This is a genomic window from Brevibacillus brevis (genome assembly GCF_031583145.1).
Classification (GTDB): Bacteria; Bacillota; Bacilli; order Brevibacillales; family Brevibacillaceae; genus Brevibacillus; species Brevibacillus brevis_E.
On the sequence record NZ_CP134050.1, the window covers coordinates 4,064,944 to 4,090,204 of the forward strand.

Below are 25,261 nucleotides of genomic sequence, written 5' to 3' on the forward strand. Positions count from 1 at the left end.
TTTATGGAATTACGTTAATGATTGCATCCATCTGAATCCACCGGCTCTCCTCATCGTTCACCAGTTTAACCCGCCGGCTGTTTTGATCCATCCACTTGATCACGCCCCACATGCTGCAGGTTTTGCCCAAGTCCTCTTTGACTGGTTGCCACCAGGTGATGGTGATTGCATAGTCCTCGCGGGCTGAGTCTCGGATCAGGTAATGAAATGACTCAAGCTCGTCTTGCTCGAGTTCCGGCATCTTTACCAGCTTCATATCCTCCCTGTGCTGCAGATACAGCTCCCGCTGTTCGGGCAGGACAAAACGGGACGCAGCCCACATATTTTCTATCTTACTTGCCGTGGATGATGTACTCCCCTTTCCCATGCTTCCAACAGCTCGATCTTGTCCGGCTGCATGCGGTCCCACTCGATGTATGGTAAAGTCACAAGGCGCTCTTCGGGTGAGCAGTATGCTATCAGTCGATCACCCACGATCTCACGCGGCCGCAAAGTACGCTGCGTTGTATTGCCGTTGCTGTCAAGGTACATGATCTGGGTGAGATGCTGCTGGATTATAGCTCGCTGTTGAAAGGAATACACTATGAATTCAAAACTAACCATTATAGGCAGCATACTCCAACCCTGTGCGTACGGAAGCAATTCTGTTGTACCACATAGATAATGACGTATTGCCCCTTTTTTAGGAGGAATACTAAATGGACGAAGACAATGATTTAGATAGATATGATTATTGTAAAAAAATCCATTTATGGGAACTAAACAAACTAACCCAACAGCAGTGCTCCATTCTCCGTGAAGAAGATACTTATTTCGTTTGCAAATATTGTACTGGTAAAATTCAAGCGTTAGGAGAAGGGAGGAGCCAATCACTCATTCCCCCATCCTCCCGCGATCCAGTGCCCGGTAGCGGATCGCTTCCGCTACGTGGGCTGCTTCCACCCGTTCGGACTGATCCAAGTCGGCGATGGTGCGGGCCACCTTGACGATCCGGTCGTAACCACGCGCGCTTAAACCGAGCGTCTCAAAAGCGAGGCGAAGCAGTTCCTGCCCTTCCTTGTCCACCTGAGCATAGAGGCGCAGTTCCTGGCCATTCATGGCACTGTTGAACGGGCAAACCGGACGATCGCGGTAGCGTTCCAACTGAATCTCCCTCGCCCTCTCCACCCGCTTGCGGATCGTCTCCGACGCCTCTCCCGCCGCTCGTTCGTGAAGGAGTTGGACCGGCACCCGAGGGACTTCCAGATGCAGGTCGATCCGGTCAAGCAGCGGACCTGACAATTTGGAGCGGTATTTTTGGATTTGCTGTGGCGTGCAGGTGCATTCGCGCTGGTCACGTGTGCCATAGAAGCCGCAGGGACAAGCGTGAAGATAACAACCTAGAAATTTCGATTCACAAGGAAACGTCGATGTCTCCTACATTGCCGGAAGATGATACCCCTGGAGGGCGCATCAGACGTGCACGTTTAGAGAAAAACATGTTGCTTGTCGATCTTGCTGCTGCAACCGGTCTTAGTGTCGTGTCTCTTCGTCTGGCCGAACAGAACAAGACAACAGTAAGCCCGCCTAACCTCAGAAAGTTGTCTGAGGCATTGGGGGTGTCAATCGCTTACCTCGGTTGTTTCGAAAACCTTCCGGAACATACACTAGGCCAGCGGATCAAAAAGGCTCGTCTGTATCATGGATATAACAAAAGAGAATTTGGAGAAATTCTTGGATTGAGTCCGCGGATGATATTAGGATGGGAAAAAGACGAGTACCAGCCTTCCGAAAAATATATGGAGCATCTTGATACTTTCCTAGCTGTTTTGCATTAACATGAAAGCCCTCCTCGGTCGAGAAGAGCTTGATTCATTACTCGCACGCGATTCAATCTTAGACGAATAGACAGGAGGTTGTGGCTACTGCCAAGCAATCTCCTCAATGCATTCAGGGAAATCATTTTTCGGGTTTCCAACAATCGTTGATACTGGATACACTCGCATCTGTCCGGGGTCAAATGGAACGAGCAGCAACTGTAACAAGTCGGGATCAAATTTCTCCCGGTCGAGCCATAGGTCTTCATCCTCCCGCCGTAGAATCACCGGCATCCGGTCGTTTATATTAAATGTCAACATTCATGTGAAGTTAATCGAATTTTGTGGAATTTTAATATGATGTGTCACATTTCTTTTGATTGCGAAAATAATAGTGCATTCTGAATGATATATTTACATTCGCTGGATATCATTTTCCACAGATAATAAAGTTTTAGACTGAAGATTTCCAAGACTTTCACACAAGAAAATCAAATAAAACAAAGGACCACACATTATATTTATGTCTAATATGTGTGGCCGTGTTTTTAAACTTATTTAATAATCAAGTCATTCCGTATTACCATCACTCAAGAAATCCTCTGAGGATTATTCATGTGTTAATGTTGGCCCTCTATCGACTGGTAAATCTATAGAAATAGTGATCTATAAATAAATCAATCTGCTGCTCGATGGACATATTCGTGCTATCAAGTGTCGTGTTGCTGGCTGTGTTAATTTCTTCATGCAGGTTTCTCCTAATAACTGACGGGAATAATACAGCAGCTAACATTTGTTGAATCATGAACATAATCTTGTCTTGATTCAGGTTGCCAACAATTTCAGTTATCGTGCCCACCAACTTATCGAAACCTTGACTCTTTAAGAAATCAAGATATTCGTAATGTGATTTAAACAATTGTTCCTGTGATATCGCATGTTTTGCCAGTTCCGGGTGCTCCGCCAATCTTGACGCATACATAATCAAGAACTTTTTTAACCGCTCAAGCGGAGGAGATTCTTTTTCATCAAGAATATTGAAACATTCTCGGAAAGATTCAAATTGATTCTTTAATATTTCATTGATTAGATTTTCTTTTGAACCAAAGTGATAATTGAGCAACGCCACATTAGTGCCGGCAAGTTCAGCTACTTTACGGATTGTTATGCCTTCGAGACCTACAGTCTTAATCAGTTGGGCCGTTGCTTCCAATATTCTTTCTCTAGACATTAGGTTCACCTCAAGCTTCAGTCTATCGTCTCTGTTAAAATGGATTTTTTAATCAAAAGTATTTAAGTGATTGATGGATGTTTGAGACTTAGGAGACAACGTACTCGAATAACAAGCGAAGTATGCATGTCTCCAGAAAATTAGGAACTGGCATGACGACTTTCTCTGGATCAACGTCATTCTCGTCGACAAAAACTAGACGTAGGTGAACCTTAATGCCTGCCTTTGTCTTTCGAAAGACAGCCAAATTGTACTTCTCCAAACAAAGTCCGCTGGTAGTCGAATCGATGATTTTGAAGTCTTTTCGGCACCTCCTGGTATTAGCTTGTTTTAGAATTTGGGCAACGAGTTCTGCAAAGATCTGCTCCAGTAAAGCAGTCTCTACCTGAATATGTTTGCGACTTAACTGCGCTGCCGAGATCGATTCAAGCCCTAGTTCCTTTTGAAATTCTTCCGAAAGAACGTCATCTGCAACTTCTCGCAATCCATCGCACTGCTGCAGTTGAGCGCATGAAGAAACAATTTTAGGTAGGCTGGAGTCGTCAGCTTTTTCACATACTTATCTTGCTTTACTTCAGCAATGCGTTCTTTGAAGTCCATGTACTGAATCCTTTCGATGGATTATGGACAGGAACTACCTGCCAATCCATTGTAAAGGAATTTTTTGTTAATGGACTAAGAAAAGGCAGGAGATTATGCACATTCAGAGAAGATTAATGCAACGCTTGCACTGTAGTGCCTGAACTTTTTATTATGCTGTCCACTTCTGTAATAACCAATCACCTGAGGCATCGTAGCGAATATAAGTCACTTGAATGCTAAACTGATTCTTTAATTTTTATTTGCTAACTCAGCTGCATAATGCAATACATTGTTAAATTCAACTGCAAAATGCCATTTATGCCCTTCAATCATTTCTTTTGGTGCTGCCTCTGGTAAAAACGCGCCTAATTTGATTTTTAGTCCATCTTCTGTAGGTTTGAATTGGTGCATTGCAATTAATTTTGTATCTGTACCATCAGACGCTAATTTAATTGCAGCGCAGAGGGTCATTGCCGTATCAGCATCTAGCTCAATAGGTTTATAGCCATCATTCGAAATCTCTAATCTCCAATATGATGGTTCTTTATACATACCAAATGTTTCAATAATAGTTTGCACACCAGGTACTATATCACCATAATAATGTTCCGGATGGATTCTTGAAGCCATTGCTAATCCACCTTTTTCTTCTATTTGTTTGAAATAAACTGCAAATTCCTGAATAGAAAGACCTTTTGCCTCAACCTCTATAATACAAGGCTGTAAATTTTCCCTTGCAGGTGACTTTTCTGCAATTTCACGCCACATTGCATCGCTTAATTCTAACTTTTCTTTATAAAGTTCTTTTATGGCGTCATTCCCAAGTCTCTCTTTTGTTTCTGCCAATGCTTCTTTTGCCTTTTCCAAGTCAATATTGTCAATTTCTTCTCTAGTCAAAGGAATTCCTTCGTATGTTACGCTTTCTCCTAATGAAATTAATTCGTCAATTACTTTTTTAGATCTACTATATTCCACTGCACGAATTTCTTCTTGTGATACTTCTTTACCGTCAATAATAAATTTAATATCTACATTACTCATATTTAATCCTCCTAATACACATTCTTACAAACAATCTTCCAGCATCTATTGTTTATCCGATATGTGTTGTTTATGCTTCATAAATGGTTTGTCACCGCCGGGATATAATTGACCCAGGTTCGCCGGAATGAAAATGACCCACCCCTGTAGAATACTCTCTCTGAAATTACCGACCAAAGTAGCTTCAGAGGGGAGACATATGCTAAGGAGTGGGACTGTGATCAGATTACACGAACTTCAAGCATGCGGCAAGAGTATCCGCGAAATTACAAGAGAAACGGGGCATTCCCGTAATACCATTCGAAAATATCTCCGCGCAAACGGAATCCCGGAACCTCGCTCACGAAAGAAGAGAGTTTCCAAACTCGATCCGTTCAAATCCTTGTTGGATCAATACCTGGAAAAGGGAATTTTCAATTGTGAAGTGCTGCTGCGTCTCTTGAAAGAGCGAGGTTACACGGGGGGTATCACGATCATCAAGGACTATGTGAAGCCCCGTCGGCCCCCAAGACAGGCACCTGCGGTGCAACGCTATGAGACAAAAGCCGGGTACCAAGCCCAAGTGGATTGGAAGATTTGTGAGTACATCGATTTAAACGGTGAAGTGCGTAAAATCCCTGTTTTTTCGATGGTGTTGGGTTACTCCCGAGCGATGTACATCGAATTTACAAAGCGTTGTGACATCCACAGTTTCTTACGGTGCTTGATGAATGGTTTGGAATACTTCGGCGGTGTCCCTAAGACCATGCTGACCGACCAAATGAAAACCGTGATTCTTGGCATGGGCGATGATCGTAAGCCGAGATGGCATCCGTTGTTTGAAGATTTCGCTGCGACGATCGGCATGATCCCCAAGGTCTGTCGCGTTCGTCGTCCCCAAACGAAAGGAAAGGTCGAACGAAGTGTTCAGTTCATCGAGCAGAACTTCATGCCAGGGCGATCATTCACCGATCTTGGTGACCTAAACCGCCAAGCCAGACAGTGGTGTGATGAGCAAAACCGTCGGATCCACGGTACAACTGGAGAAAGACCGATCGATCGCTTGGCACAAGAGAAGCTCGGTATGCTTCCGTCTCCGGAACGCTGGGCAAAGTACCGATTTGAACCGCGGAAGGTAAGCCGTGACGGATTTGTGAGCTACGACAGCGTTCGTTATGGCGTTCCATGGCGGTATAGCGGACGTGAAGTAAAGGTGCGAGACATAAACGGATTCATCGAAATTTACTGTGAGAAGCAGCTCATCGCTCGGCACGAGAAGCAGTACCGATCCCGGACGCTCGTCATGTGTGAGGACCAATACGCGAATCTGAGTACGGCTCAGGGGTATGCTTATCCTAGGCCGCAAGGCGTTCAGATTCCTGTTCAAGACGTGGAAGTGCGTCCGTTGGACGTGTATGAGCATCTTGTGGAGGTGGGCGCATGATCGAGCTGGAACAAGCCCGTCACCGTTTGGAGGAGCTCGGATTGGGCCAAGCGGCCCAATCGCTCGATGCCAAGCTGGAAGCCGCCAGTCGTAGCCAAAGCACGTATCTGTCTTTCCTCAATGAATTGCTGGATGCTGAGATCCAGGAGCGCCAGCGCCGAAACGTAGAGGTTCGCATGAAGCTGTCCCACCTGCCTTATCGGCGCACGCTGAACGAATTCGACTTCTCCTTTCAGCCGGGGATTGATGAGCGGCTGATTCGTGAACTGGCGGCTCTGACGTTCGTTGGGAGGCAAGAAAATGTGCTGTTTCTCGGTCCTCCTGGCGTGGGGAAAACGCATTTAGCCGTTGCCATTGCCATGGAGGCGATTGGACAAGGATTGCCAGTGTATTTCGTCTCACTCGCACAGCTCGTGGGTGATCTTCGGAAAGCTTACGAAGAGAATCGCCTGGACAAGCGAATGAGGGTATATCTCCGTCCACGCATCCTCATCGTGGACGAGGTGGGTTACCTCCCCCTCGATCCGCTTGCTGCAAACCTGTTTTTTCAGTTGGTTTGTGCGCGTTACGAGAAAGGAAGCATGATTCTGACCAGCAACAAGAGTTTTGGCGAGTGGGGTGAACTTATGGGAGATCCCGTTCTTGCAACAGCTGTTCTTGATCGCTTATTACACCACTCCCACATCGTGAACATCCGAGGGAACAGCTATCGACTCAGAGAAAAACGAAAAACCGGAATCTATTCGACGCCAGGCGCACAGGTGGGTCAAAATTATCCCGGCGCTAGTGGGTCAAATTAATTCCGGCGTTGACACTGCATCTATTGATATGACTGTAACTGGTGATGCTGATGCACTGGATACCGCAGCTCTTGCAGCAGCAATCACTGCGGCACAAGCTAAGCATGATGCTGCTGTTGAAGGCGACGCAGATGGTCAATACGCTGTTGGTTCCAAAGCAGCTTTCCAAGCAGCAATTGATGCAGCAGTGACAGTACTGAATGATCCAGCATCTTCCCAAGCGGATATTGATCAAGCTGTAACGGATCTTGCGGCTGCTGAAGCAACGTTTGACGCAGCAGAAGTAAACGTAGATACCGCAGCTCTTGCAGCAGCAATCACTGCGGCACAAGCTAAGCATGATGCTGCTGTTGAAGGCGACGCAGATGGTCAATACGCTGTTGGTTCCAAAGCAGCTTTCCAAGCAGCAATTGATGCAGCAGTGACAGTACTGAATGATCCAGCATCTTCCCAAGCGGATATTGATCAAGCTGTAACGGATCTTGCGGCTGCTGAAGCAACGTTTGACGCAGCAGAAGTAAACGTAGATACCGCAGCTCTTGCAGCAGCAATCACTGCGGCACAAGCTAAGCATGATGCTGCTGTTGAAGGACCGAACACAGGTGAGTATGCAGCTGGTTCTAAAGCTACCTTCCAAGCAGCAATTGATGCAGCAGTGACAGTACTGAATGATCCATTATCTTCCCAAGCGGATGTTGATCAAGCTGTAACGGATCTTGCGGCTGCTGAAGCAACATTTGACGCAGCTCAAAACTAATTCTCAAGGGATCGGTGCCTGTCACCACCCGAAAAATGTCGAAAGGGTCTGTCTCGAAAGAGGCAGGCTCTTTCATTTTGTTAAGGAACTCACTGAAAAAAGCTCTACAAACTCGCTGAATTACTTTTGGGATCAATCTCCTAGATAGCTAAATCTAGACAAGTCAAGTTATTAAACCAACTCTCGGAAACTGAAAATTATAAAAACTGCAGTTAATTCGACATAATTCAACAAAAATCGGCACCAACAGCCGATAACTATAATAGACGTTCGATTCACCTCGTTCCCCTTAGCACTTAGCTGAGGGGCCTTTTCTTTTTTGCGTAATAACTCAAAACTCAAACATATATTATTTCCCTGATCCCCCACCCGAAAGGAGGCAGAGAAACCGGCTCGCGTCCACTCCGCCGCTTGCAAAACAATTACATAAACGTAAACATCTACGCACACGTAGTCGTAGGCGTTGACGTAACCAAAGCATCAGAGCAGGAGTGGACGAGATGAACGACACGAAATCAATCCTTGCTAGAGTACTTGCCCAGCAGGAGGCGAAAAAGGCCGCACAAGCAGCCGAAAACCAGCAGCAGGGAGCTTCCACAGAGAGAGCAAATGTAGTACCTCTCGAGGAAGCGCAACAAAAAATCCAGGAAAGGAGGAACCATGCACCGAAACCACCGGAAAGTCAACAAGCCAAGCCGCTGAGAGTAAGGCCACGGCAAACAATCAAGGCAGAAGGAACAGACAAAGCTGTTAAAGCGGAAACTGTACTGCCACCGTCAGAGCAGCAGTCTACGACAAAGATCCCAAAGAGACAACCCCCGTTCGAGAAACGGTGCCGTAGAGTCACGACGTACCTGGAGAACGGCGTGTACGACAAGGTACAGCAGCTGTACGAGTCGGGAGAGATCGACCGGATCAGCAATCTGGTCAACACGGCTGTCAGGCTGTACCTCATGAAACACTACGGGTACGGCAGCAAAGAGTAGCCCGAAATCCCGCGCAGAACGTCTTGTACGCAAGAAAAAACGAAAAAGTGATGCAACCCACAGCCCTACGTCCCTGAGCGGATGTAGGGCCTTTTGCGTTGTGTTTGGAAAGGAGGAAGGAAACGTGGACGAGATCACGCAGTTTGAGCAGTACCTTTTGGAAAACGGCATCGCGCCAAAAACCATTGAGTCCTACGTGGGGGACGTAAGAGGATTCTGCGAGTACCTACGGCAGATGGGCGTGGAAAGCGAGACAGACCTGAAACGATTCTACGTAGTCAGCTACAAGAACCATCTCGTCGAAAACAAGTACGCCGTCGCGACGATCAACAAAAAAATCAACTCTCTGCAGGCGTACAACCTGTACCTCATCGAAAAAGGCATCCTAACGGAACAGGTCGTCACCCTTCAGCGAGATCGCATCAAGGTGGCCGCTGGCAGCGAAGGAGAAGTGGACGTGTTCACCGAGCAGGAAGTCAACCAGCTGCTCTTTTTCGTTCAGGACAGAAGCAAGGTCAGCCTGCGGAACCACCTCATCGTTTGGCTGCTGCTCTACACGGGAGTACGGGTGAGTGAGCTGTGCGGAATTCAGTTGGCAGACATCGACTACCTCACCAACACACTCAGGGTCACAGGCAAGGGAGGGAAGTACCGTGAGATTCCGCTTCGGCCTGACCTAGCGGAACTCATCCGTGAGTACGTCCGGACAGAACGGCAGGAGAACAAGTACAAGGACAGTCCCTACCTGCTACTCAGCCAGCGTGCGCCCAAACTACACAAAGACGCGGTCAACACCATGCTGGAAGGACTGGAGAAGCAGCTCGGCTTCAAGATGTACCCGCACAAGTTCCGGCACACGTTCTGCACCATGCTCCTGAAGAGAGGGGTGCCGCTGACGACGGTGAGCAAGCTTGCCGGACACGCCCACATCCAGACGACGGCGCACTACTACATCAACACCAGCAAGGAAGAGAAGGAAAAGGCGGTCGCGCTGCTTTAGGGCAATTTGAATCAATTGCTGACAATCAATCAAAGGCATCTTCCCGACGCAATGGGAAGGTGCCTCTTTTCGTGTGAGGAGGAAAAACGATGAGAACGATCAAGACTCAAGCCGATTTGCGGTGCCTGCGGAAGGCCCAGGTGTTTTCGGAGCCGTTCACTTCCTACCTGGAAGAGGAATTTCTTCAGCTGAAAGAGGCGTTCGATTTCGACGGCGCTGACGAACAGTTCACCTTAGACATGTACGGCTACATGGTCGTGCTGGAGAAGGGGGATAACCTACGTGACCTGAGCACCGTCGGCTTGAGAAGGGAAGAAGGCGGCCTGCTCGGAAGCCTTCCGGAATTCGTCGAGAAGGTGGAACGAAACGGCGAGTGCTGGTACAAGGTGGTCGTGATCTACACCAACGAGTACGGGATGGCTTTCTACGTTCCGGCGGAAGCCATAGCAGACGACGAGCAAGTCGCGTCCTGGCTGGAGGAACAGGCGGACAACCAAGCGTAAGGAGGAAGAGCACATGAACAAAGAAGAACTGATCAGACAATACAAGCAGGAACTGAAAGAGGGCAAAGTGGTCCTCGTTGAAGAGAACCGGGAATTGTTCGTCAAAAACGGACTGCTGTACATGAGGCGTACGGACGGAACGCGGGAAATCCAAGTCCACGTCGATCAGGCTAGGGCGGCTCTTGAAGAGCTGGCGAAAAAACGCATCCGGGAAATGGAGCAGGCCATCGAAGTGCAGCGGTTTCTCGACGAGTAGGGATGTGCTGGACAAAGGACAGGGGACTTCCTTGCAATGGGGAAGTCCCTTTCGATTTTTGACGGGAGGGGAATCAAAATGAAGGACATATTGGCTACCAAAACGAGCCGTACACCGGCGAAACGGGTGAACATCGTGCGGATTCAGATGGTGAAGGAGGCGAGCCTGCTGTACCCGGCGAGGCGGGTCAGAATGGCGAGGGACGTGGTGGAACTGTTCCGTGAGTTTCTGCAGGAAACCGATAGGGAGCAGTTCTTCCTGCTGTGCCTGAACACGAAAAACGAGCCGACGGCGATCCACACGGTGTCGATCGGCTCTCTTGACGCAAGCATCGTACACCCGAGGGAAGTGTTCAAGGCGGCGATTCTCGCCAATTCCGCTTCGGTGATCGTGGCCCATAACCATCCTTCGGGCGATCCGACGCCAAGCCGGGAGGACATCAGCGTGACAAGGAATCTCCAAAAGGCCGGAGAGCTTTTGGGGATTACCGTTCTCGATCATATCATCGTCGGATCGGAAGGGGCCTACTATAGCCTGAAAGAGAGAGGAGACATGTGAGCATGGGAAACAGAGCGACGTTTTCGGGGGACAGGTACGCCACCAGAGGGATCGTGGATCGGATCGAACCGACCATTCAGATGGCGCTCTGGCGGGCGATTGAGATGCGCAAGGCGAGAGGCGACGTGCTGGACTACCTGCAGGTGTTCGAACTGTCGGTGGAGATGGTGGACGGGGAGCCGCTGCAGAAGGTGCTGAATCGGCAGGAGCAGCCGGAGCATCGGGAGTCGTTCTACGTGGATGGCGTCCAGGAGCCGTTCGGCGGCGTGACGATCTGGGTGATGGATTCCGGTTCGTACTGCACGATGCTTTTTCCGGATGAGTACTGAGGGGTGATGACGTGATCATCACGATCATTCATGCCATCCTGCAGATTCGTTTGGGAGCGAAAAGATGACAAGGGAAAGGGGGCATTTTCCGTGAATCCGATCTTGAAAGAAGTGATCTGGATCATCGCGAAACTGGTTCTGGACGGAATGAGTCGAGAGCAGGCGATTGCCACAGTAGCAAAAGAGCGAGGGATAGATCAAGAGGAGCTACCTGCGAAACTGCTGTAGTGTGGTCATGCAGGGACGCCTCCTACATCCAAGGGCAGACGCTTGGTTTGCCCACTTTTTTTCTTTCGCATACAGACAGAAACATTCTGATAAAATCGACGCGTCCGACGACGTCGATGTCGACTCACAAAGAAGCGGAGGGATCGGGATGTTTGAACGGCGTAAACGTAACTTGAATCTATCAGGGACAAGGGAACCTACCAGGCAAGAGGAAACGACGCACGGTATCAACTGGGGCCGGGATCAGAGGCAAGAAATGAGCATCGCAAACGAGTCAACACACGACATGGAGTTGGAATACGGCTGGGAAGAAGTAGGCGAAGAGACAGGCATGGAACCACGTGAAAATTTCAGACAGCACCCACCGATCGGCCAGCCAGGACTGGCCTTTTCGGATCGGCAAAACGCAAAAATCGCTTCTTTCAGGCAGCCCGATCCTTCCTACCCTGGTCTGCAAAGGAGACCGGATTTCTACGAGCAGCACAAGAAATTGACGGTCTACGTGGAAAAGGATCTGCTGGAGACCATCGAGACACTGAAAAAGAGAAGGTACATCCCGAGCTACAGTTGGCTGGTAGCGGAAGCTATACGCTGCTATCTCCAAGGCAAGAAGAGCGATCAATGAAGTGATGATGTTCCATCCCTAGTAAAGGGATGGAACAAAAAATCATTGAGAAGTTAACAAAAAAGGATTGATAGATGAAAGAGTATGTGATAAATTATTAATCACAGTTGAATACCTCGACCATGGAAGCAATTGCAGGGTTAACCCTCTGGGAGGGCCGGATCAAGTCCATATTTGTGTGTAAATTCGCCCTTGGTTAGAATGAGCCCCCTTCCGTCCCCCGGAGGGGGAGACGCAGGGGGCACGCCCCCTGCACCCCGTCACTCGCCGTGTGGCAGCCCCAGCAACGGATTGCTGGGCCTATCAAAAGTTTGTTGAAAAGAGCCTGTCAAGGCTACATGGAACGCTTCGCGGCCTTGACAGGCTACGACAGGCGTCGGTCAACCGATGCGCGTCACTTTGGCACTCATGTTAGCGGCCTGTGATTCACGCCACTCCAGATACTCGGCCATATCCAGATACCTTCTCCCGCTTGCCCACTTCTCATCGATTTCCATGAGCAAAGCACCGATCAGCCGCAGAGCCGATTCACGGTTCGGAAAAATCCGAATCACCCGTTCACGGCGGCGGATTTCCTCGTTCAGACGCTCCAGGCCGTTTGTCGTGCGAAGCCGTTTCCGATATGGTTGGGGCAGCAGCAATACAGCCGTAGCATCTTCGAAGCCCGCCTCCAGAACGGCCATCGCTTTTGGTGCTTTCGTTTCGTACATTTCAATCGTCTGGTTTAGGAGCAACCGTGCTGTATCCATATCCGGGGCATCCAACATGGCCCGAACCCGACTATACACCTCGTCTTGCAGTGCTTTCGGCGTGGCGTCCAGAATATTGCGCAGGAAGTGCGTTTGGCACCGCTGCCAGGTGACTCCTTGGAATTGCTTGCGAATGGCTCGAACCAATCCACCATGGTCATCGGACACCACGAGATCAACGCCTCGCAACCCGCGGCTTTTTAGCCAGCCAAAAAACTCACTCCAACTGGCTTCTGACTCACTGTCACCAAGCATCACACCCAATACCTCCCGGTAGCCATCGGTGTTGACACCCATGCCAATGAGAGCACCTCGTGACCGCACCCGACCGTCTTCGCGCACCTTGAGTACCAAGGCATCAACGATGACAAAGGGAAACGAAGTGTCATGAAGCGGACGGTTGTTCCATGCCGTTACGACAGGATCGAGCTGTTTGCACAGTTCTGACACCGTGGATTTCGAAAACTCCGTGCCACACAACTCCTCGGTGATCTGGGCCACCTTACGGGTCGACACTCCGTTGACCACCATCTCCATCAAGGCGAGCACCAAAGCCTGTTCGCTGCGTTGGTAACGGGCAAACAACTCTGTCGAGAACTTCCCACCGCGAATCCGGGGGACTCGAAGCGTAATCGTTCCTACGCGAGTCGTCAACTGGTGGGGATATGAGCCGTTCCGATAACCTTGGCGATTTTCCGTCCGTTCGTAGGGTTCCGCCCTCAGTTGTTCTGTAGCCTGGGCTTCCAGCACTTGGTTCAATACGGATTCCAGCAGTTTGGCCACTCCCGCATCCTGAGAATTCCCTAAAAAAAGCTGATGCAAAAGCTTGGAATCTACGCTAATCTGGTATTGAGCCATAACAAAAACTCCTCTCTTAAGAATGGTGTCTGCAAACTTCATTCTAACCGAGGGTTTTTGAAATGGCTCTCTTATTTTTAAGAGACTCCATTTTTACACAATTATACGGACTCAACTCATTTCTGCCCATGTCCAGTTTGAATACTTTCCTTTCCCTGTCGCAAACAAGGAAAACAATACCATCCACGTCATCAACGAGATGATTCCCGACCATGTTCAATGGGAATTGATGCGTGAACTATCCTTGCTACAGGTCTCCGAGGATGTGCTGTATCGTCCCTTTGCCACATTGTCCAACGGCGAGCAGACCAAGGTGTTGTTGGCAGCGCTGTTTCTGAAGGAAAATCATTTCCTGCTCATTGACGAACCAACCAACCACCTGGACATGAATGCCAGAAAGCTCGTCAGTAATTACCTCAGGACCAAAAGCGGATTTATTCTCGTGTCGCACGACAGAGCATTTCTGGACAACTGCGTCGACCACATCCTTTCCATCAACAAGACCAACATCGAAATCCAAAAAGGCAATTTCTCTGCTTGGTGGGAAAACAAGCAACGACAAGATCAGTTTGAACTGGCCGAGAACGACAAGTTGAAAAAAGACATCAAACGCTTGTCAGAAGCCGCCAAGCGAACCAGCAACTGGTCGCATGAAGTGGAAAAAACAAAAAACGGAACGCGGAATTCCGGTTCCAAGGTAGACAAAGGATATATCGGCCACAAGGCGGCCAAAATGATGAAACGCTCGAAATCCATGGAGCATAGACAGCAATCCGCGATCGAGGAAAAGGCCAAGCTGCTCAAAAATTTGGAAAGCCACGAGAGCCTCAAGATTGCGCAGCTCCCGTATCATAAAAAGCAACTGGTCGAGCTTGACCGTGTTTCGATTTATTACGGCGAGAAGATCGCATGCCAAGATATCAGTTTTACGATTGAACAAGGGGAGCGGATTGCCGTTTCAGGGAAAAACGGCTCGGGAAAATCGAGCTTGCTCAAGCTGATCTGCGGGGAGGAAATACAGCATACAGGGACGTTCAGAAGGGGAAGTCAGCTGAAAATATCGTATGTATCCCAGGATACCTCGCATTTGCAAGGAAACCTGACGGACTACGCGAGAAACAACGGGATTGATGAAAGTCTGTTTAAATCGATTTTGCGAAAACTTGATTTCTCCCGTGTTCAATTCGAAAAGGATATGTCCGCTTTTAGCGGCGGCCAAAAGAAAAAGGTGCTGATTGCAAAAAGCCTTTGCGAGAAAGTTCATTTGCATGTCTGGGATGAGCCGCTTAATTTTATCGATGTCATCTCCCGCATGCAATTGGAAGAGCTGCTGTTGGAGTACCAACCAACGATATTGTTTGTGGAGCATGACAGCGAATTTTGCAAAAATATCGCGACAAAGACCGTGGAGCTCTAAAACGTTGACATCGCGAAATCGAAGCCTGTGGGTACAGGTACATGCTGAAAAAGGAGGGGGCCAGTCCCCTCCTTTTCGCGTCTTCGCAACGTCACTTTTAGCGCCATACCTTCATCGGCAAGCTGGAGAGAGACTGACCGGGAGCAGATGGCTGCAAATTTGCCTCCAGATCGAAGCCAGGAACCGGTTCAATCCGGGAAAATGTCTCGACAAACGTTTTGATCGCAATCGTGGATTCCAGCCGTGCCAGAGGTGCTCCCAAGCAAAAATGCGGTCCGTTGCCAAACGTTTGATGGCGGTTGCTGTTTTCCCGGTGGATATTGAGCGTGAAAGGGTCTTCGAAAACATCTTTGTCCATGTTTGCCGCGCTCATCCACGCGATGACCAGATCGCCTTTTTTTAGCTCGACTCCGAGCACGTCGTTGTCTTCCGTCACCATACGGTCCATTTTGCTGATGTGGAAACGGTAACGAAGCATCTCCTCCACGAGATTGGGGACAAGGTCGATGTTGTTTCGTACTTCCGCGTAAAGGGCGGGGTCGTCATATAAAAAGGAATAGAAAGAGCTGGCCAAGAAATGACTGGTTGTCTCAATCCCCGCCCCCAGAATAAACATGGTCATGCTCACGATTTCCTCATCCGTAAACCGCTCGCCCTCATATTCAGCCTGGATCAGGTCTGAAATGATGTCGTCTGCAGGCTGGGATCGTTTGGCGACCACGAAAGGATATAAGTATTGAAAATACGCTAGCGCCGCTTCTCCTTTCCGTTTGTTGACCTCCTCGGCATTTTCCGCATGGAACGGAAGGAACAAAATATCGACCCATTCCTTGAACAGCAGCTTGTCTCGATGCGGAACGCCAAGCAGGTCAGCCATGATGATGATCGGCAGGGGAGTGGTAAATTCCTTGACAATATCAAGCTCCGACTTGTCTCCCATGTCGCGGATCAAATCATGTACGACTTGTTGAATACGCGGCTCCCAGGCCTTGAGGCTTCTTGGGGTAAAAGCAGCCGATAACAGCGAACGTGCCTTTCGGTGTTCGGGCGGATCGGTGTTGATAATATTGATGCGGTTGGGTATGTTCGCCTCCTCGGTTCCGACTCCCACGTTAATCAGCGTCCGTGTACGTCGATTTGAAAACAAATGGTAGTCAGTGAGCACCCGTTTGACATCTTCGTATTTGAAGACATTCCAGGTGTCCGTGCCCGGATGGTAATAAATCGGGTTTTCCGCCAGCATTTTTTGATACCAGGCATATGGACTGAATTCCTCGGATTTGGTTGTAAAGCCTGTAATCTCGGAAAGGGGAACAATTTGTTGTTTCATTGCCTTACACTCCCTTGTAATCATGTACAGCCAGTAGTATGTGTATTTTGCAACTCAAAAATGCAGAGTTTGGCGGCCAATTTATGCAGAACACTGCCAACATCAATACAAAAGAATTTAGGAAGACTTCATGCTGGATAGAGCATGGCGCAGTCGGTAGCTTTCTCCGGTAAACGCCAGAATATGGGCGTGGTGGACGAGGCGATCCACAAGGGCTGCCGTCAATCGCGTATCTCCAAACACCGTATTCCACTGCCCAAACTCCAAATTCGACGTCACAATCACACTGTTTCTCTCATAGCAGGCCGAGATAACATGAAACAACAGCTCAGCCCCCGTTTGGTGAAAGGGAACAAACCCAACCTCGTCCAAAATCAACAACTCACAGTCTGCCAGTTCTTTTTGAAACCGCATCAGTGCCCCATTCGCGTGTTTTTCCTGCAAGAGCGCAACCAGATCGGGAACACGGAAGAATCGAACGGCATATCCCCTTCGGCACGCCTCTACGCCAAGCGCTGTTGCCAGATGGGTCTTCCCCGTGCCCACTTTTCCCAGCATCAGCACATTTTCCTTGCGCTCCAAAAAACGTAGGTCGATCAATCCCTCCTTTGTACATGTTTCCGGTAAGGTGACTGCCTCAAAAGCGTAATCTTCCAGTGTCTTCAGTTGGGGAAACGCGGCTTTCTTTATCAGTCGCTTCAGCTTTGTCTCCTCCCGCCGTTGAATCTCCATCCGCAAGACTCCCAGCAAGAAGCTCTCCCGATCTTCAAACGGCACCTGTTCATAGGTTTCCATCACATGCGCCAAATGCAAAGTTTTGCACACCTTTGCCAGCTCTTCTCTCATTCCACCCTCACCCCCAGGATCCGGTCGTACTCATCCAGCATGGGTATCTGCCCGTGAAGGGCAGGGGGTGTATGCGACTCTGAAAACGGTTCCGGGCGGAAAACAGGGTGTTTTATCGCGTAAAGGGCATGCTCCAAGGCAACAGCCAGATGCTCTTGCTGATGCGACAATTCTCCCAGTACTTGCCCGATTTCCTCCAACGTATAGGTGTCGAGCAATCGATGGAGCAGGCGAATTCGTGCTTTTCGTGCATTCATGTCTTCCACCGTCAAAAACGTTTGGAGCGCCTGAGGCATCATGTTGGTAAAGGAAGAATACATCACCGCCCGCGGGCGTTTTTCATATCTCTTCAATACCGCCTTCCAATCTACTGAAATGACTTTCTCCGTATAGGGACGAGGCAATGTCACAATCGGGGTATATGTCCCGTCTGCCGTTAACACCTCCAGCACATCCCACTTGACTTTCACCAAAACCGGCTGCATGGCCCGACACTGCGGCAACGGGAAGAGAGCCGCGTCAAACGACAGCTCAGCGTATTTGTTCAGGTGGCACGTCTCCAGCCGGAAAATCTCCAGCGGTGTCGTCGGCAGCGTCAGCAGCTTGCATTTTTCTTGCTCCCACAACTCGGCAATGGTTTGCTTTTTCACATAGTGAGGGCGCTGCATATCCGCACGGGCAGCTTCCGCCAAATACGTCTCCAGTTGTTCCGGCGTATCGATAACCGGTGGCGGAACACACCAGTTCCGGCGTCCATACCCCACTTTGTTTTCCACATGGCCTTTCTCATGGCCGCTGTATGGATTGCAAAACAGGGGCTCAAAGCGGTAATGGGCGCAGAAACGCCGAAACGCTTCCGTACACTCTCGTTTTCCGCCTTGCTGGATGGACACAACAGCAGCGGACAAGTTGTCAAACCAAATCTTGCGAGGAACCCCTCCCATTTGCTGAAATAGCCGCCCTAAGGCCTCCAGAAAGCATTCCGTGTTTTCTTTCGGAACCGGGAACACAAAGGCGGCATTGCTGTACGGAAACGACAGGGTCAATACTTTCCGCTCCACCAGTTCTCCCGACTTGACCACGTACACCGTCCCGAAGTCAGCCTGAGCTTCTCCACCTGGATGCTCCAAACGCTCAAAATGTTCGGCTCGTTCGGCTGCCATGGCTTTCTTCCGTTTGGAGACATATTCGGATACCGTTCGCTGCCCGCCAGGGAAGCCGTACTCATCCCGTAACCGCTGAAACATGCGGACGGCTGTATGGCGTTGCTTGCGTGGAAGACGCTCATCATCCTCCAGCCATGTGTCAATAATCTCTAAGTACGGTCCCAACACCGGATGGCGGCCTTTTCGCTTGCATACCGGTTCATTCCAATCGTCGCGATCCGCATATTTCTTGGCGGTTCGCCAATTCACCTGGACACGTTCCGCAATTTCCTGAATCGAACACCCTTCGACTTCTCGCAAAAATCGGATATACTGTTGTTGTGGCACTTTCAACATTCCTCTCACTCCCTCAGATTTTCGCCAAATCCAAGGGTAGATTTTGTAGGGGGATGTTGGCAAGTGCCTTTTTCATGGCCTCAGAATTGCGGTGGAACTCTGCAGTTTTCCGCCGCAATTCTCTGCACTTTTATCCTGCCATAAACATCTCGCCATTCCAAATACTCTGCCATATCGAGATACTTTTTGCTTGCCCATTTTTCGTCTATCTCTATAAGCAAAGCTCCGATCAGGCGAATAACCGATTCACGGTTAGGAAAAATGCGAATGACACGTTCTCGTCGGCGAATTTCTTCGTTGAGTCGCTCCATGCCATTTGTTGTCCGAAGACGTTTACGGTACTTTTCGGGGAGCAGAAGAACGGCTGTGGCATCATCAAAACCATTCTCCAAAACGGAAGTCGCCTTTGTAGCTTTGGACTCGTACGTTTCCACCGTTTGTTGCAACAATAACCGTGCCGTCTCTAGATCAGGAGCATCCAAAATCGCACGAACACGGGGATACAATTCCTCCTGCAGTTGCTTGGGCGTGGCATCGAGGATATTTCGCATAAAATGAGTCTGACACCGTTGCCACGTCACCCCTTGAAAATGGGTTCGAATGGCTCGTACGAGCCCGCCATGTTGATCGGACACAATGAGTTCTACGCCTCGCAAGCCTCGATCTTTCAGCCAGCTAAAAAACTCACTCCAACTGGCCTCTGATTCACTATCTCCAAGCATCAGTCCTAGGACTTCTCGGTAGCCTTCCGTGTTGACCCCGTAGGCCAACATTACGCCACGAGAGCGTACACGCCCCTCTTCACGAACCTTTAAAACGAGGGCATCTACAATGAGAAATGGATAGAAGCTCTCTCGTAAATTTCGGTTGTTCCAAGCCGTTACAATCGGATCCAGGCGTTTACACAGATCGGAAACAGTTGACTTAGAGAACTCGGTTCCACACAGTTCCTCCGTGATTTGCGAAACTTTTCGAGTTGATACCCCATTCACCACCATTTCCATGAGGGCTAAAACCAAGGCTTGTTCACTTCGCTGATAGCGAGCAAACATTTCTGTCGAGAACTTTCCATTTCGAATCCGTGGCACCCGAAGGGTGATCGTTCCCACCCGCGTTGTCAGTTGATGGGGATATGTACCGTTTCGATAACCTTGGCGTTCATCTGTACGTTCGTACGGTTCCGCAGACAGTTGTTCCGTAGCCTGGGCCTGCAACACCTGATTCAATACCGATTCCAACAGTTTGGCCACCCCCGAATCCTTCGAATTTCCGAGAAAAAGTTGCTGCAAAAGCTGCGAATCTACAGTAATCTGATATTGAGCCATAACAAAAACTCCTCTCCAGGAATGGTGTCCGCAAACTTCATTCTAACCGAGGGTTTTTGAAATGGCTCTCTTAATTTTTTAAAAGAGATTCCGTTTTTACACAATTATACGGACTCAACTCGGATTCATGTTTGCACGAGCAAGATAAATAGCAGCAGTGAGTCCTGCAGGACCAGTTCCAAGGACAACGACTTTTTGCATGATTATTCCTCCTGAGGTGTTTAGTAAAATACCCCTCATCTGACGGAGCCTTTTGCCTCATTGCAACCACATCTTCCGTGTTTTCTACTTGGAAGCCCAAGTGGTTTAGTACACCTTTTTTCTCAAAAAGGACGTACATTCAGGGAAAAATGCAGGGCTGGCAAGTCCAGTTCAAATTTGGCGTAGTTCTCTTTTACCTTTGTCAGTTCCTCACTGAAGAAGATACGTTAAAACTGTAATGATGCTTCTAATGTTGTTCCTCTTTATTTGCCTTCAGCAAGGAACTGTTCGATTCGGGCTTTAATGGAATCACGAACGGTACGGAATTTTGCCATGATTTCATCCTCGGTTCCCGTAGCTTTCGCGGGATCATCAAAACCCCAGTGCCATTTTACTGCGTTCTTGTTGGGGATCATCGGGCAATGCTCATCGGCATGACCGCAAAGCGTAATCACATAATCAGCACGAGCGAGGGTTTCTGGATCAATCACATCGGATGTTTGACTGCTGATGTCTACACCGGCTTCTTTCATCACCTGTACGGCGCGGGGATTCAGCCCATGTGCTTCAAGACCGGCACTTTTTACTTCGTAACGGTCACTGCCTAATGCTTTCAGGAAGCCTTCTGCAATCTGGCTGCGGCAAGAGTTTCCCGTGCACAAAAAGTAGACGAGTGGTTTTTTTTCCATGTATCTCCTTTTACGATGTTATCGATGTCGGTTATTAGGCAACAATTTGCAACCACATATAGAGTCCCACCAGCGTGATAAACAGCGTCGGGATCGTCAGAACGATACCGGTTTTGAAGTATTGTCCCCAGGTAATGGTTACATCTTTACGGGATAAGACATGTAGCCAGAGCAGTGTCGCCAGCGAGCCGATGGGGGTAATTTTCGGACCCAAGTCGCTGCCGATAACGTTGGCGTACACCAATGCTTCCCGGATGACGCCGGACGTCTGTGTCCCCTGAATGGCCAGTGCGTCAATCATGACGGTCGGCATGTTGTTCATGATGGAAGACAGGACTGCGGACAAGAAACCCATGCCGACCGTTGCGGCAAACAGTCCCTGATTGGCAAACGTTTGGATCAACTGCCCCAACATGTCGGTTAGACCGACATTACGCAAGCCATACACGACAACGTACATCCCGATAGAAAAAACAACAATCGCCCAAGGCGCTTCTTTAACGATACGTCTTGTCTCAATGGCCTTACTCCTTTGTGCAGCCAACATAAAGATGATGGCTGCCACTCCTGCTGTAACCGAAACCGGAATGGCGACGATTTCGTTCATCAGGTAGCCTGCAAGTAGGATAGCCAGAATGACCCAGGACAACCGGAACAGGCGAACGTCTTTTAACGCTTCATGGGGTTGTTTCAGTTGGGATAGATCGTACTGCTTGGGAATATCTTTTCGGAAGTACAAGTACAGGACAAGTAAACTGGCTCCCAGTGAGAAGAAGTTAGGAACAATCATGCGTGACGCATATTCAACGAATCCAATGTCAAAGTAATCGGCAGAAACGATGTTGACCAGATTGCTGACGATAAGCGGTAACGAAGTGGTATCCGCAATAAACCCACTGGCCATGATAAAGGGAAGAATCATCTTGTCTGGAAACTTCAATGCCCTCACTTGCGCAAGAACAATCGGCGTAAGAATCAGCGCTGCTCCATCATTGGCGAAAAAGGCTGCAACGGCGGCTCCCAAGAGAACCACATACACGAACATCAGTCGGCCGTTTCCTTTTGCTAACCGCGCCATATGCAAGGCTGACCACTCAAAAAAGCCGATGTCGTCTAAAATCAACGAAATCAAGATAATAGCCACAAAGGCAAGCGTCGCGTTCCATACAATGCCGGTTACCGTAACAACATCTGTAATACTTACCACGCCAAACAACAAAGCCAAGATCGCTCCGCCCGTTGCGGACCAACCAATGTTCAGTCCCTTCGGTTGCCAAATGACGAAGGTCAACGTCACGGCGAAGATCAGAAAGGCACTCCAGATGGCAAACATGATCTCTCTCCCATCTTTTTTCTATTCGCAGGTCACCAGGAGACCCTGCTCTCCCAGTTTCTCAAATTCATGGGAGTAATCGGGCAGGTTGCCCAATGCATGACATACTTGTTCATACCGTTCTTGGTTGATAGAATAAAAGACCCATTGCCCCTTTCTTGTTTCAATCACCAGGTCTGCACTTTTTAGACGGCTCATGTGTTTAGACACAGCCGGTTGGGAAATCCCAAAGATGGGGACCAGTTCGCAGACACAACAGCTGCGGGTATTTAACAAGGCGATGATTTTTAGCCTTGTCGGGTCAGCTAATGCTTTCAATGCATTGACTAATTGCTTTGTGTCCATGTCCAATTCCACACCCTCCTCTCTCGACATCATATTATTATAACCATATGGTTATTTCAATATAAAAAATGGCTTTCCCCCACATTTGGGCATTTTTGATTCCAAGTTCACTTTATTATGTGATATCGATCAAATTTTTTTCGTGATAATTTTTTAGTTGCATTTTGCAAACAAAACGTATATAACTGTAGCAGAGGTGATTTTCCATGGAAAACCTTCGAGAACTATTCCAAATCATGACCCGCCGTTTCGGATTTCTCAATAAATACTGCTGCATCTCAGGCGGCCGGGAGATTTCCTTGATTCAAAGCCACATTTTATATGAAATCGAACGGCAGCACAAACCATCCATGCAACAAGTATCAGAAGCGTTGGGGACAGACATTACAACGTTTAGCCGGCAGATCCAAACGTTGATGAAAATGAATCTGGTGAAAAAAACACCCGATCCGGAAGATAGACGGGTACATATCCTTTCCCTTACACCAGAGGGAAAAGAAGTGGCCGCGACAATCGACCGGCAGATGAACGCTTACTTGGATGAAATCTTTTCGCATATGAACGAGTTTGAAAAAGAGACTGTCATCCGTTCCATTAAGCTGTTGAATGAGGCGATGGCCAAAACCGACAAGTGTTGTACTACTCCCTTGGGGTAGTTTCTTTTCAGCTTAATACTTGCATTTTACAAATAAAAAAGACAAGGGTGATGTTCATGTTTTGGGATGTGTTGCAAAGTTTCTTCTCTATTGCCATTGAGTTAACCCTTTTATTTGTGGTTATTTCGCTCCTGATTAATCTAATTCAAGGATTTATTCCTTATGACAAATTGAATCAGTACCTATCAGGCAAAAACACTGTCTTGGGAGCGCTGGCAGCTCTGCTTTTTGCTTTTGTCACACCGTTTTGCTCTTGCTCCACCATTCCCGTTGTCGTGAACTTGTTGAACAAGAAAGTTCGTTTTGGCATCGTGATGGTGTTCTTGTTCTCCTCCCCTGTCCTTGACCCGACCATTATCACGCTGATGGGCGCCATGCTAGGTGTCAAAGTAGCTGTAGCCTATACCGTGATTACCTCTGTATTGTCGGTCATGATCGGTTTTACCCTTGAAAAGCTTGGATTCGAAAAGGCTGTGAAGCAAGTGGTTATGACCGGTTTTGAAGAAAAAACGAACACATTCAGTTGGAAAGCAGCTTGGTCGGAGACGGTAGGGCTAATGAAAACCGTCTACCCCTATCTGATCATTGGCGCCGCTATTGGATCGGTCATTCATGGCGTGGTTCCAACTGAATGGATCTCCTCTATGTTTGGCGGTAACCAGTGGTGGTTGGTTCCTGTGGCTGCAGCCATTGGAATTCCGTTATACGTTCGTCTGTCGATGATGATTCCCATGTCCCAGATCCTGATTGCCAAAGGCATGGCAATTGCACCGGTCATGGCCTTGATGATCAGTTCTGCCGGAGCCAGTTTGCCTGAAGTAACACTGTTGAATACCATCTTTCAGAAGCGATTGGTTGCTGCTTTCGTGGCTTCTGTTATGATGATGGCTACCCTATCCGGCTTCCTGTTTTACTTCATTTAAAGGAGGTGATATCTATGGGTTTGTTGAAAAAAATCTTTGGTAAGCAAGGATCTTGCTGCGATGTGAAGATTGAAGAAGTGAAAAGCGACAAAGAATCGTGCTGTAATGTAAATATTGAAGAAGTGAAGAACGACAAAGAGAACTGCTGTGATCAAAAATAAAGAAACAGGATTTTGGGGGAAAGGCCATGAAACAGGTTACGATTCGGAAAGCTCAGCATCACGATCTGGGGTCCATCCTTCACATCTATAACCAGGGAATTGAGGACCGGATTGCCACGTTGGAGTTGGATACAAAAGACTTAACTTATATGGACAACTGGTTTCAAGAACATCAAGGTCGATATACCGTACTTGTTGCTGAAGTGGAGGGATCAGTTGTAGGATGGGCCTCCTTGAACCGTTATTCTCATCGTTGTGCCTATAACGGCGTAGCTGACCTTTCCGTCTATGTAGATCGCCGTGTACGAGGCCGTGGGGTGGGTAACCATTTACTCGAAGCATTAGAAACAGAGGCGAAAAACAACGGATTCTATAAAATCGTTCTCTTTACATTCCCCTTCAATGGCCTCGGGCAGGGACTATATCGAAAGAGGGGCTTCCGGGAAGTCGGCGTGTTTGAAAAGCAGGGCATTCTGGACGGCCAGTTCGTTGACGTGATGGCGATGGAAAAAATCTTATAGCTCCTAATGCTATCGGCTCTTCATGTTGAGGAGCCTTCTTTTTTTACTAATCAAATGGATAGAAATTTTCCAGTTAGAAGTTTCGTATCAAAAACATCCCCCCAATAATAACATGCAAGTCCGGATATCAAGGTCTACACGCTGAATCGCCTTGAAATAAGGGCGCTTTTTACCATTCCCTTTTACTTTTCTTCAACCCCATCTTTTCTGCAACCATCGTTCCAAACAAAAAGAGGTTACCCTTCGGATCAAACTCATTGTCCCGACGTAACCTCTTAGTCACTTTACAC

General features: G+C 48.4%; 30 protein-coding genes and 2 pseudogenes. 17 read left to right on the top strand and 15 right to left on the bottom strand.

Annotated features, from left to right (window positions below; genetic code table 11):
* Position 1: 1 nt before the first annotated feature.
* The 3 genes and pseudogenes from RGB73_RS20150 to RGB73_RS20160 form a co-directional block, all read right to left on the bottom strand.
* On the bottom strand, positions 2-256 hold the full coding sequence (locus RGB73_RS20150; protein WP_310764533.1) for a YolD-like family protein: 255 nt from the start codon (positions 254-256) through the stop codon (positions 2-4).
* A 617-nt stretch (positions 257-873) separates the two neighbouring features.
* Complete coding sequence (locus RGB73_RS20155) at positions 874-1,230, bottom strand: magnesium chelatase subunit ChlI family protein (RefSeq protein WP_246005779.1); 357 nt, start codon at positions 1,228-1,230, stop codon at positions 874-876.
* Between the two features lie 51 nt (positions 1,231-1,281).
* Positions 1,282-1,350 (bottom strand): annotated as a pseudogene (locus tag RGB73_RS20160) (hypothetical protein); the annotation flags it as partial.
* Between the two features lie 59 nt (positions 1,351-1,409).
* Here RGB73_RS20160 and RGB73_RS20165 point away from each other — a divergent pair.
* Positions 1,410-1,817: a helix-turn-helix domain-containing protein gene (locus RGB73_RS20165; protein ID WP_310764534.1), complete on the top strand. Its 408-nt coding sequence runs from the start codon at positions 1,410-1,412 to the stop codon at positions 1,815-1,817.
* Between the two features lie 84 nt (positions 1,818-1,901).
* Here the strand turns inward: RGB73_RS20165 and RGB73_RS20170 are convergent, their stop codons facing one another.
* From RGB73_RS20170 to RGB73_RS20185, 4 genes are all read right to left on the bottom strand, one after another.
* Positions 1,902-2,117: an SOS response-associated peptidase family protein gene (locus tag RGB73_RS20170; RefSeq protein ID WP_310764535.1), complete on the bottom strand. Its 216-nt coding sequence runs from the start codon at positions 2,115-2,117 to the stop codon at positions 1,902-1,904.
* A gap of 313 nt (positions 2,118-2,430) precedes the next feature.
* Entirely contained in the window at positions 2,431-3,027 is a 597-nt protein-coding gene (locus tag RGB73_RS20175; protein ID WP_310764536.1) for a TetR/AcrR family transcriptional regulator, read from the bottom strand.
* Between the two features lie 88 nt (positions 3,028-3,115).
* On the bottom strand, positions 3,116-3,511 hold the full coding sequence (locus tag RGB73_RS20180; protein WP_310764537.1) for a hypothetical protein: 396 nt from the start codon (positions 3,509-3,511) through the stop codon (positions 3,116-3,118).
* Between the two features lie 347 nt (positions 3,512-3,858).
* Positions 3,859-4,650, bottom strand: coding sequence for a hypothetical protein (locus tag RGB73_RS20185; RefSeq protein ID WP_310764538.1), 792 nt, complete (start codon positions 4,648-4,650; stop codon positions 3,859-3,861).
* A gap of 199 nt (positions 4,651-4,849) precedes the next feature.
* Between RGB73_RS20185 and istA (RGB73_RS20190) the strand changes: the two genes are divergently transcribed.
* From istA (RGB73_RS20190) to RGB73_RS20240, 11 genes are all read left to right on the top strand, one after another.
* Positions 4,850-6,073 carry an IS21 family transposase gene (istA, locus tag RGB73_RS20190; RefSeq protein WP_310764539.1) on the top strand — a complete coding sequence of 408 codons (1,224 nt, stop codon included), beginning with the start codon at positions 4,850-4,852 and terminating at the stop codon, positions 6,071-6,073.
* Complete coding sequence (gene istB, locus RGB73_RS20195; RefSeq protein WP_310764540.1) at positions 6,070-6,873, top strand: IS21-like element helper ATPase IstB; 804 nt, start codon at positions 6,070-6,072, stop codon at positions 6,871-6,873. The genes istA (RGB73_RS20190) and istB (RGB73_RS20195) overlap by 4 nt, the downstream gene beginning before the upstream one ends.
* 28 nt (positions 6,874-6,901) lie before the next feature.
* Entirely contained in the window at positions 6,902-7,630 is a 729-nt protein-coding gene (locus RGB73_RS20200; RefSeq protein ID WP_310764541.1) for a hypothetical protein, read from the top strand.
* A 500-nt stretch (positions 7,631-8,130) separates the two neighbouring features.
* The gene (locus RGB73_RS20205; protein WP_221842855.1) at positions 8,131-8,616 is read left to right on the top strand and encodes a hypothetical protein; all 486 of its coding nucleotides are present in this window, start codon (positions 8,131-8,133) and stop codon (positions 8,614-8,616) included.
* Positions 8,617-8,740: 124 nt separating this feature from the next.
* Positions 8,741-9,616, top strand: a complete 876-nt coding sequence (locus RGB73_RS20210; protein ID WP_310764542.1) for a tyrosine-type recombinase/integrase — start codon at positions 8,741-8,743, stop codon at positions 9,614-9,616.
* A gap of 89 nt (positions 9,617-9,705) precedes the next feature.
* Entirely contained in the window at positions 9,706-10,119 is a 414-nt protein-coding gene (locus tag RGB73_RS20215) for a hypothetical protein (protein ID WP_310764543.1), read from the top strand.
* Positions 10,120-10,132: 13 nt separating this feature from the next.
* Positions 10,133-10,375 (top strand): hypothetical protein, encoded by a 243-nt coding sequence (locus RGB73_RS20220; RefSeq protein WP_310764544.1) that lies wholly within the window; start codon positions 10,133-10,135, stop codon positions 10,373-10,375.
* A 78-nt stretch (positions 10,376-10,453) separates the two neighbouring features.
* A complete protein-coding gene (locus tag RGB73_RS20225; RefSeq protein ID WP_310764545.1) occupies positions 10,454-10,933 on the top strand; it encodes a JAB domain-containing protein in 480 nt (159 codons plus the stop codon).
* 2 nt (positions 10,934-10,935) lie between these two features.
* Positions 10,936-11,262 carry a DUF960 family protein gene (locus tag RGB73_RS20230; RefSeq protein WP_310764546.1) on the top strand — a complete coding sequence of 109 codons (327 nt, stop codon included), beginning with the start codon at positions 10,936-10,938 and terminating at the stop codon, positions 11,260-11,262.
* A 90-nt stretch (positions 11,263-11,352) separates the two neighbouring features.
* The gene (locus RGB73_RS20235; RefSeq protein ID WP_310764547.1) at positions 11,353-11,490 is read left to right on the top strand and encodes a hypothetical protein; all 138 of its coding nucleotides are present in this window, start codon (positions 11,353-11,355) and stop codon (positions 11,488-11,490) included.
* A gap of 256 nt (positions 11,491-11,746) precedes the next feature.
* Complete coding sequence (locus RGB73_RS20240) at positions 11,747-12,115, top strand: ribbon-helix-helix domain-containing protein (RefSeq protein WP_310764548.1); 369 nt, start codon at positions 11,747-11,749, stop codon at positions 12,113-12,115.
* Between the two features lie 380 nt (positions 12,116-12,495).
* Here the strand turns inward: RGB73_RS20240 and RGB73_RS20245 are convergent, their stop codons facing one another.
* Positions 12,496-13,722, bottom strand: a complete 1,227-nt coding sequence (locus RGB73_RS20245) for an IS256 family transposase (protein WP_171506495.1) — start codon at positions 13,720-13,722, stop codon at positions 12,496-12,498.
* Positions 13,723-13,840: 118 nt separating this feature from the next.
* On the opposite strand from RGB73_RS20245, the pseudogene abc-f reads away from it, so the two are divergent.
* A pseudogene (abc-f, locus tag RGB73_RS20250) lies at positions 13,841-15,139 on the top strand (ribosomal protection-like ABC-F family protein); the annotation flags it as partial.
* 97 nt (positions 15,140-15,236) lie between these two features.
* Here abc-f and RGB73_RS20255 read toward each other — a convergent pair.
* From RGB73_RS20255 to RGB73_RS20285, 7 genes are all read right to left on the bottom strand, one after another.
* Positions 15,237-16,469, bottom strand: a complete 1,233-nt coding sequence (locus RGB73_RS20255) for a cytochrome P450 (RefSeq protein WP_310764549.1) — start codon at positions 16,467-16,469, stop codon at positions 15,237-15,239.
* Between the two features lie 117 nt (positions 16,470-16,586).
* Complete coding sequence (gene istB, locus RGB73_RS20260; RefSeq protein ID WP_023555238.1) at positions 16,587-17,315, bottom strand: IS21-like element helper ATPase IstB; 729 nt, start codon at positions 17,313-17,315, stop codon at positions 16,587-16,589.
* Positions 17,312-18,817: an IS21 family transposase gene (istA, locus tag RGB73_RS20265; protein ID WP_024985199.1), complete on the bottom strand. Its 1,506-nt coding sequence runs from the start codon at positions 18,815-18,817 to the stop codon at positions 17,312-17,314. Before istA (RGB73_RS20265) ends, istB (RGB73_RS20260) begins: the two co-directional genes overlap by 4 nt.
* Before the next feature lie 80 nt (positions 18,818-18,897).
* Complete coding sequence (locus RGB73_RS20270) at positions 18,898-20,142, bottom strand: IS256 family transposase (RefSeq protein ID WP_310764550.1); 1,245 nt, start codon at positions 20,140-20,142, stop codon at positions 18,898-18,900.
* A 464-nt stretch (positions 20,143-20,606) separates the two neighbouring features.
* Entirely contained in the window at positions 20,607-21,032 is a 426-nt protein-coding gene (arsC, locus tag RGB73_RS20275; protein ID WP_122905067.1) for an arsenate reductase (thioredoxin), read from the bottom strand.
* 34 nt (positions 21,033-21,066) lie between these two features.
* Positions 21,067-22,365 (bottom strand): arsenic transporter, encoded by a 1,299-nt coding sequence (locus RGB73_RS20280; RefSeq protein WP_310764551.1) that lies wholly within the window; start codon positions 22,363-22,365, stop codon positions 21,067-21,069.
* Positions 22,366-22,386: 21 nt separating this feature from the next.
* The gene (locus RGB73_RS20285) at positions 22,387-22,710 is read right to left on the bottom strand and encodes an ArsR/SmtB family transcription factor (protein ID WP_212132944.1); all 324 of its coding nucleotides are present in this window, start codon (positions 22,708-22,710) and stop codon (positions 22,387-22,389) included.
* Between the two features lie 206 nt (positions 22,711-22,916).
* Between RGB73_RS20285 and RGB73_RS20290 the strand changes: the two genes are divergently transcribed.
* The 4 genes from RGB73_RS20290 to RGB73_RS20305 are packed head-to-tail and all read left to right on the top strand — an operon-like array spanning position 22,917 to position 24,971.
* On the top strand, positions 22,917-23,366 hold the full coding sequence (locus tag RGB73_RS20290; protein ID WP_143864386.1) for a MarR family winged helix-turn-helix transcriptional regulator: 450 nt from the start codon (positions 22,917-22,919) through the stop codon (positions 23,364-23,366).
* Positions 23,367-23,422: 56 nt separating this feature from the next.
* A complete protein-coding gene (locus RGB73_RS20295; RefSeq protein WP_310764552.1) occupies positions 23,423-24,289 on the top strand; it encodes a permease in 867 nt (288 codons plus the stop codon).
* Positions 24,290-24,303: 14 nt separating this feature from the next.
* Positions 24,304-24,450, top strand: coding sequence for a hypothetical protein (locus tag RGB73_RS20300; RefSeq protein ID WP_170163441.1), 147 nt, complete (start codon positions 24,304-24,306; stop codon positions 24,448-24,450).
* Positions 24,451-24,476: 26 nt separating this feature from the next.
* Positions 24,477-24,971 carry an arsinothricin resistance N-acetyltransferase ArsN1 family A gene (locus RGB73_RS20305; RefSeq protein ID WP_238504412.1) on the top strand — a complete coding sequence of 165 codons (495 nt, stop codon included), beginning with the start codon at positions 24,477-24,479 and terminating at the stop codon, positions 24,969-24,971.
* Positions 24,972-25,261: the final 290 nt, after the last annotated feature.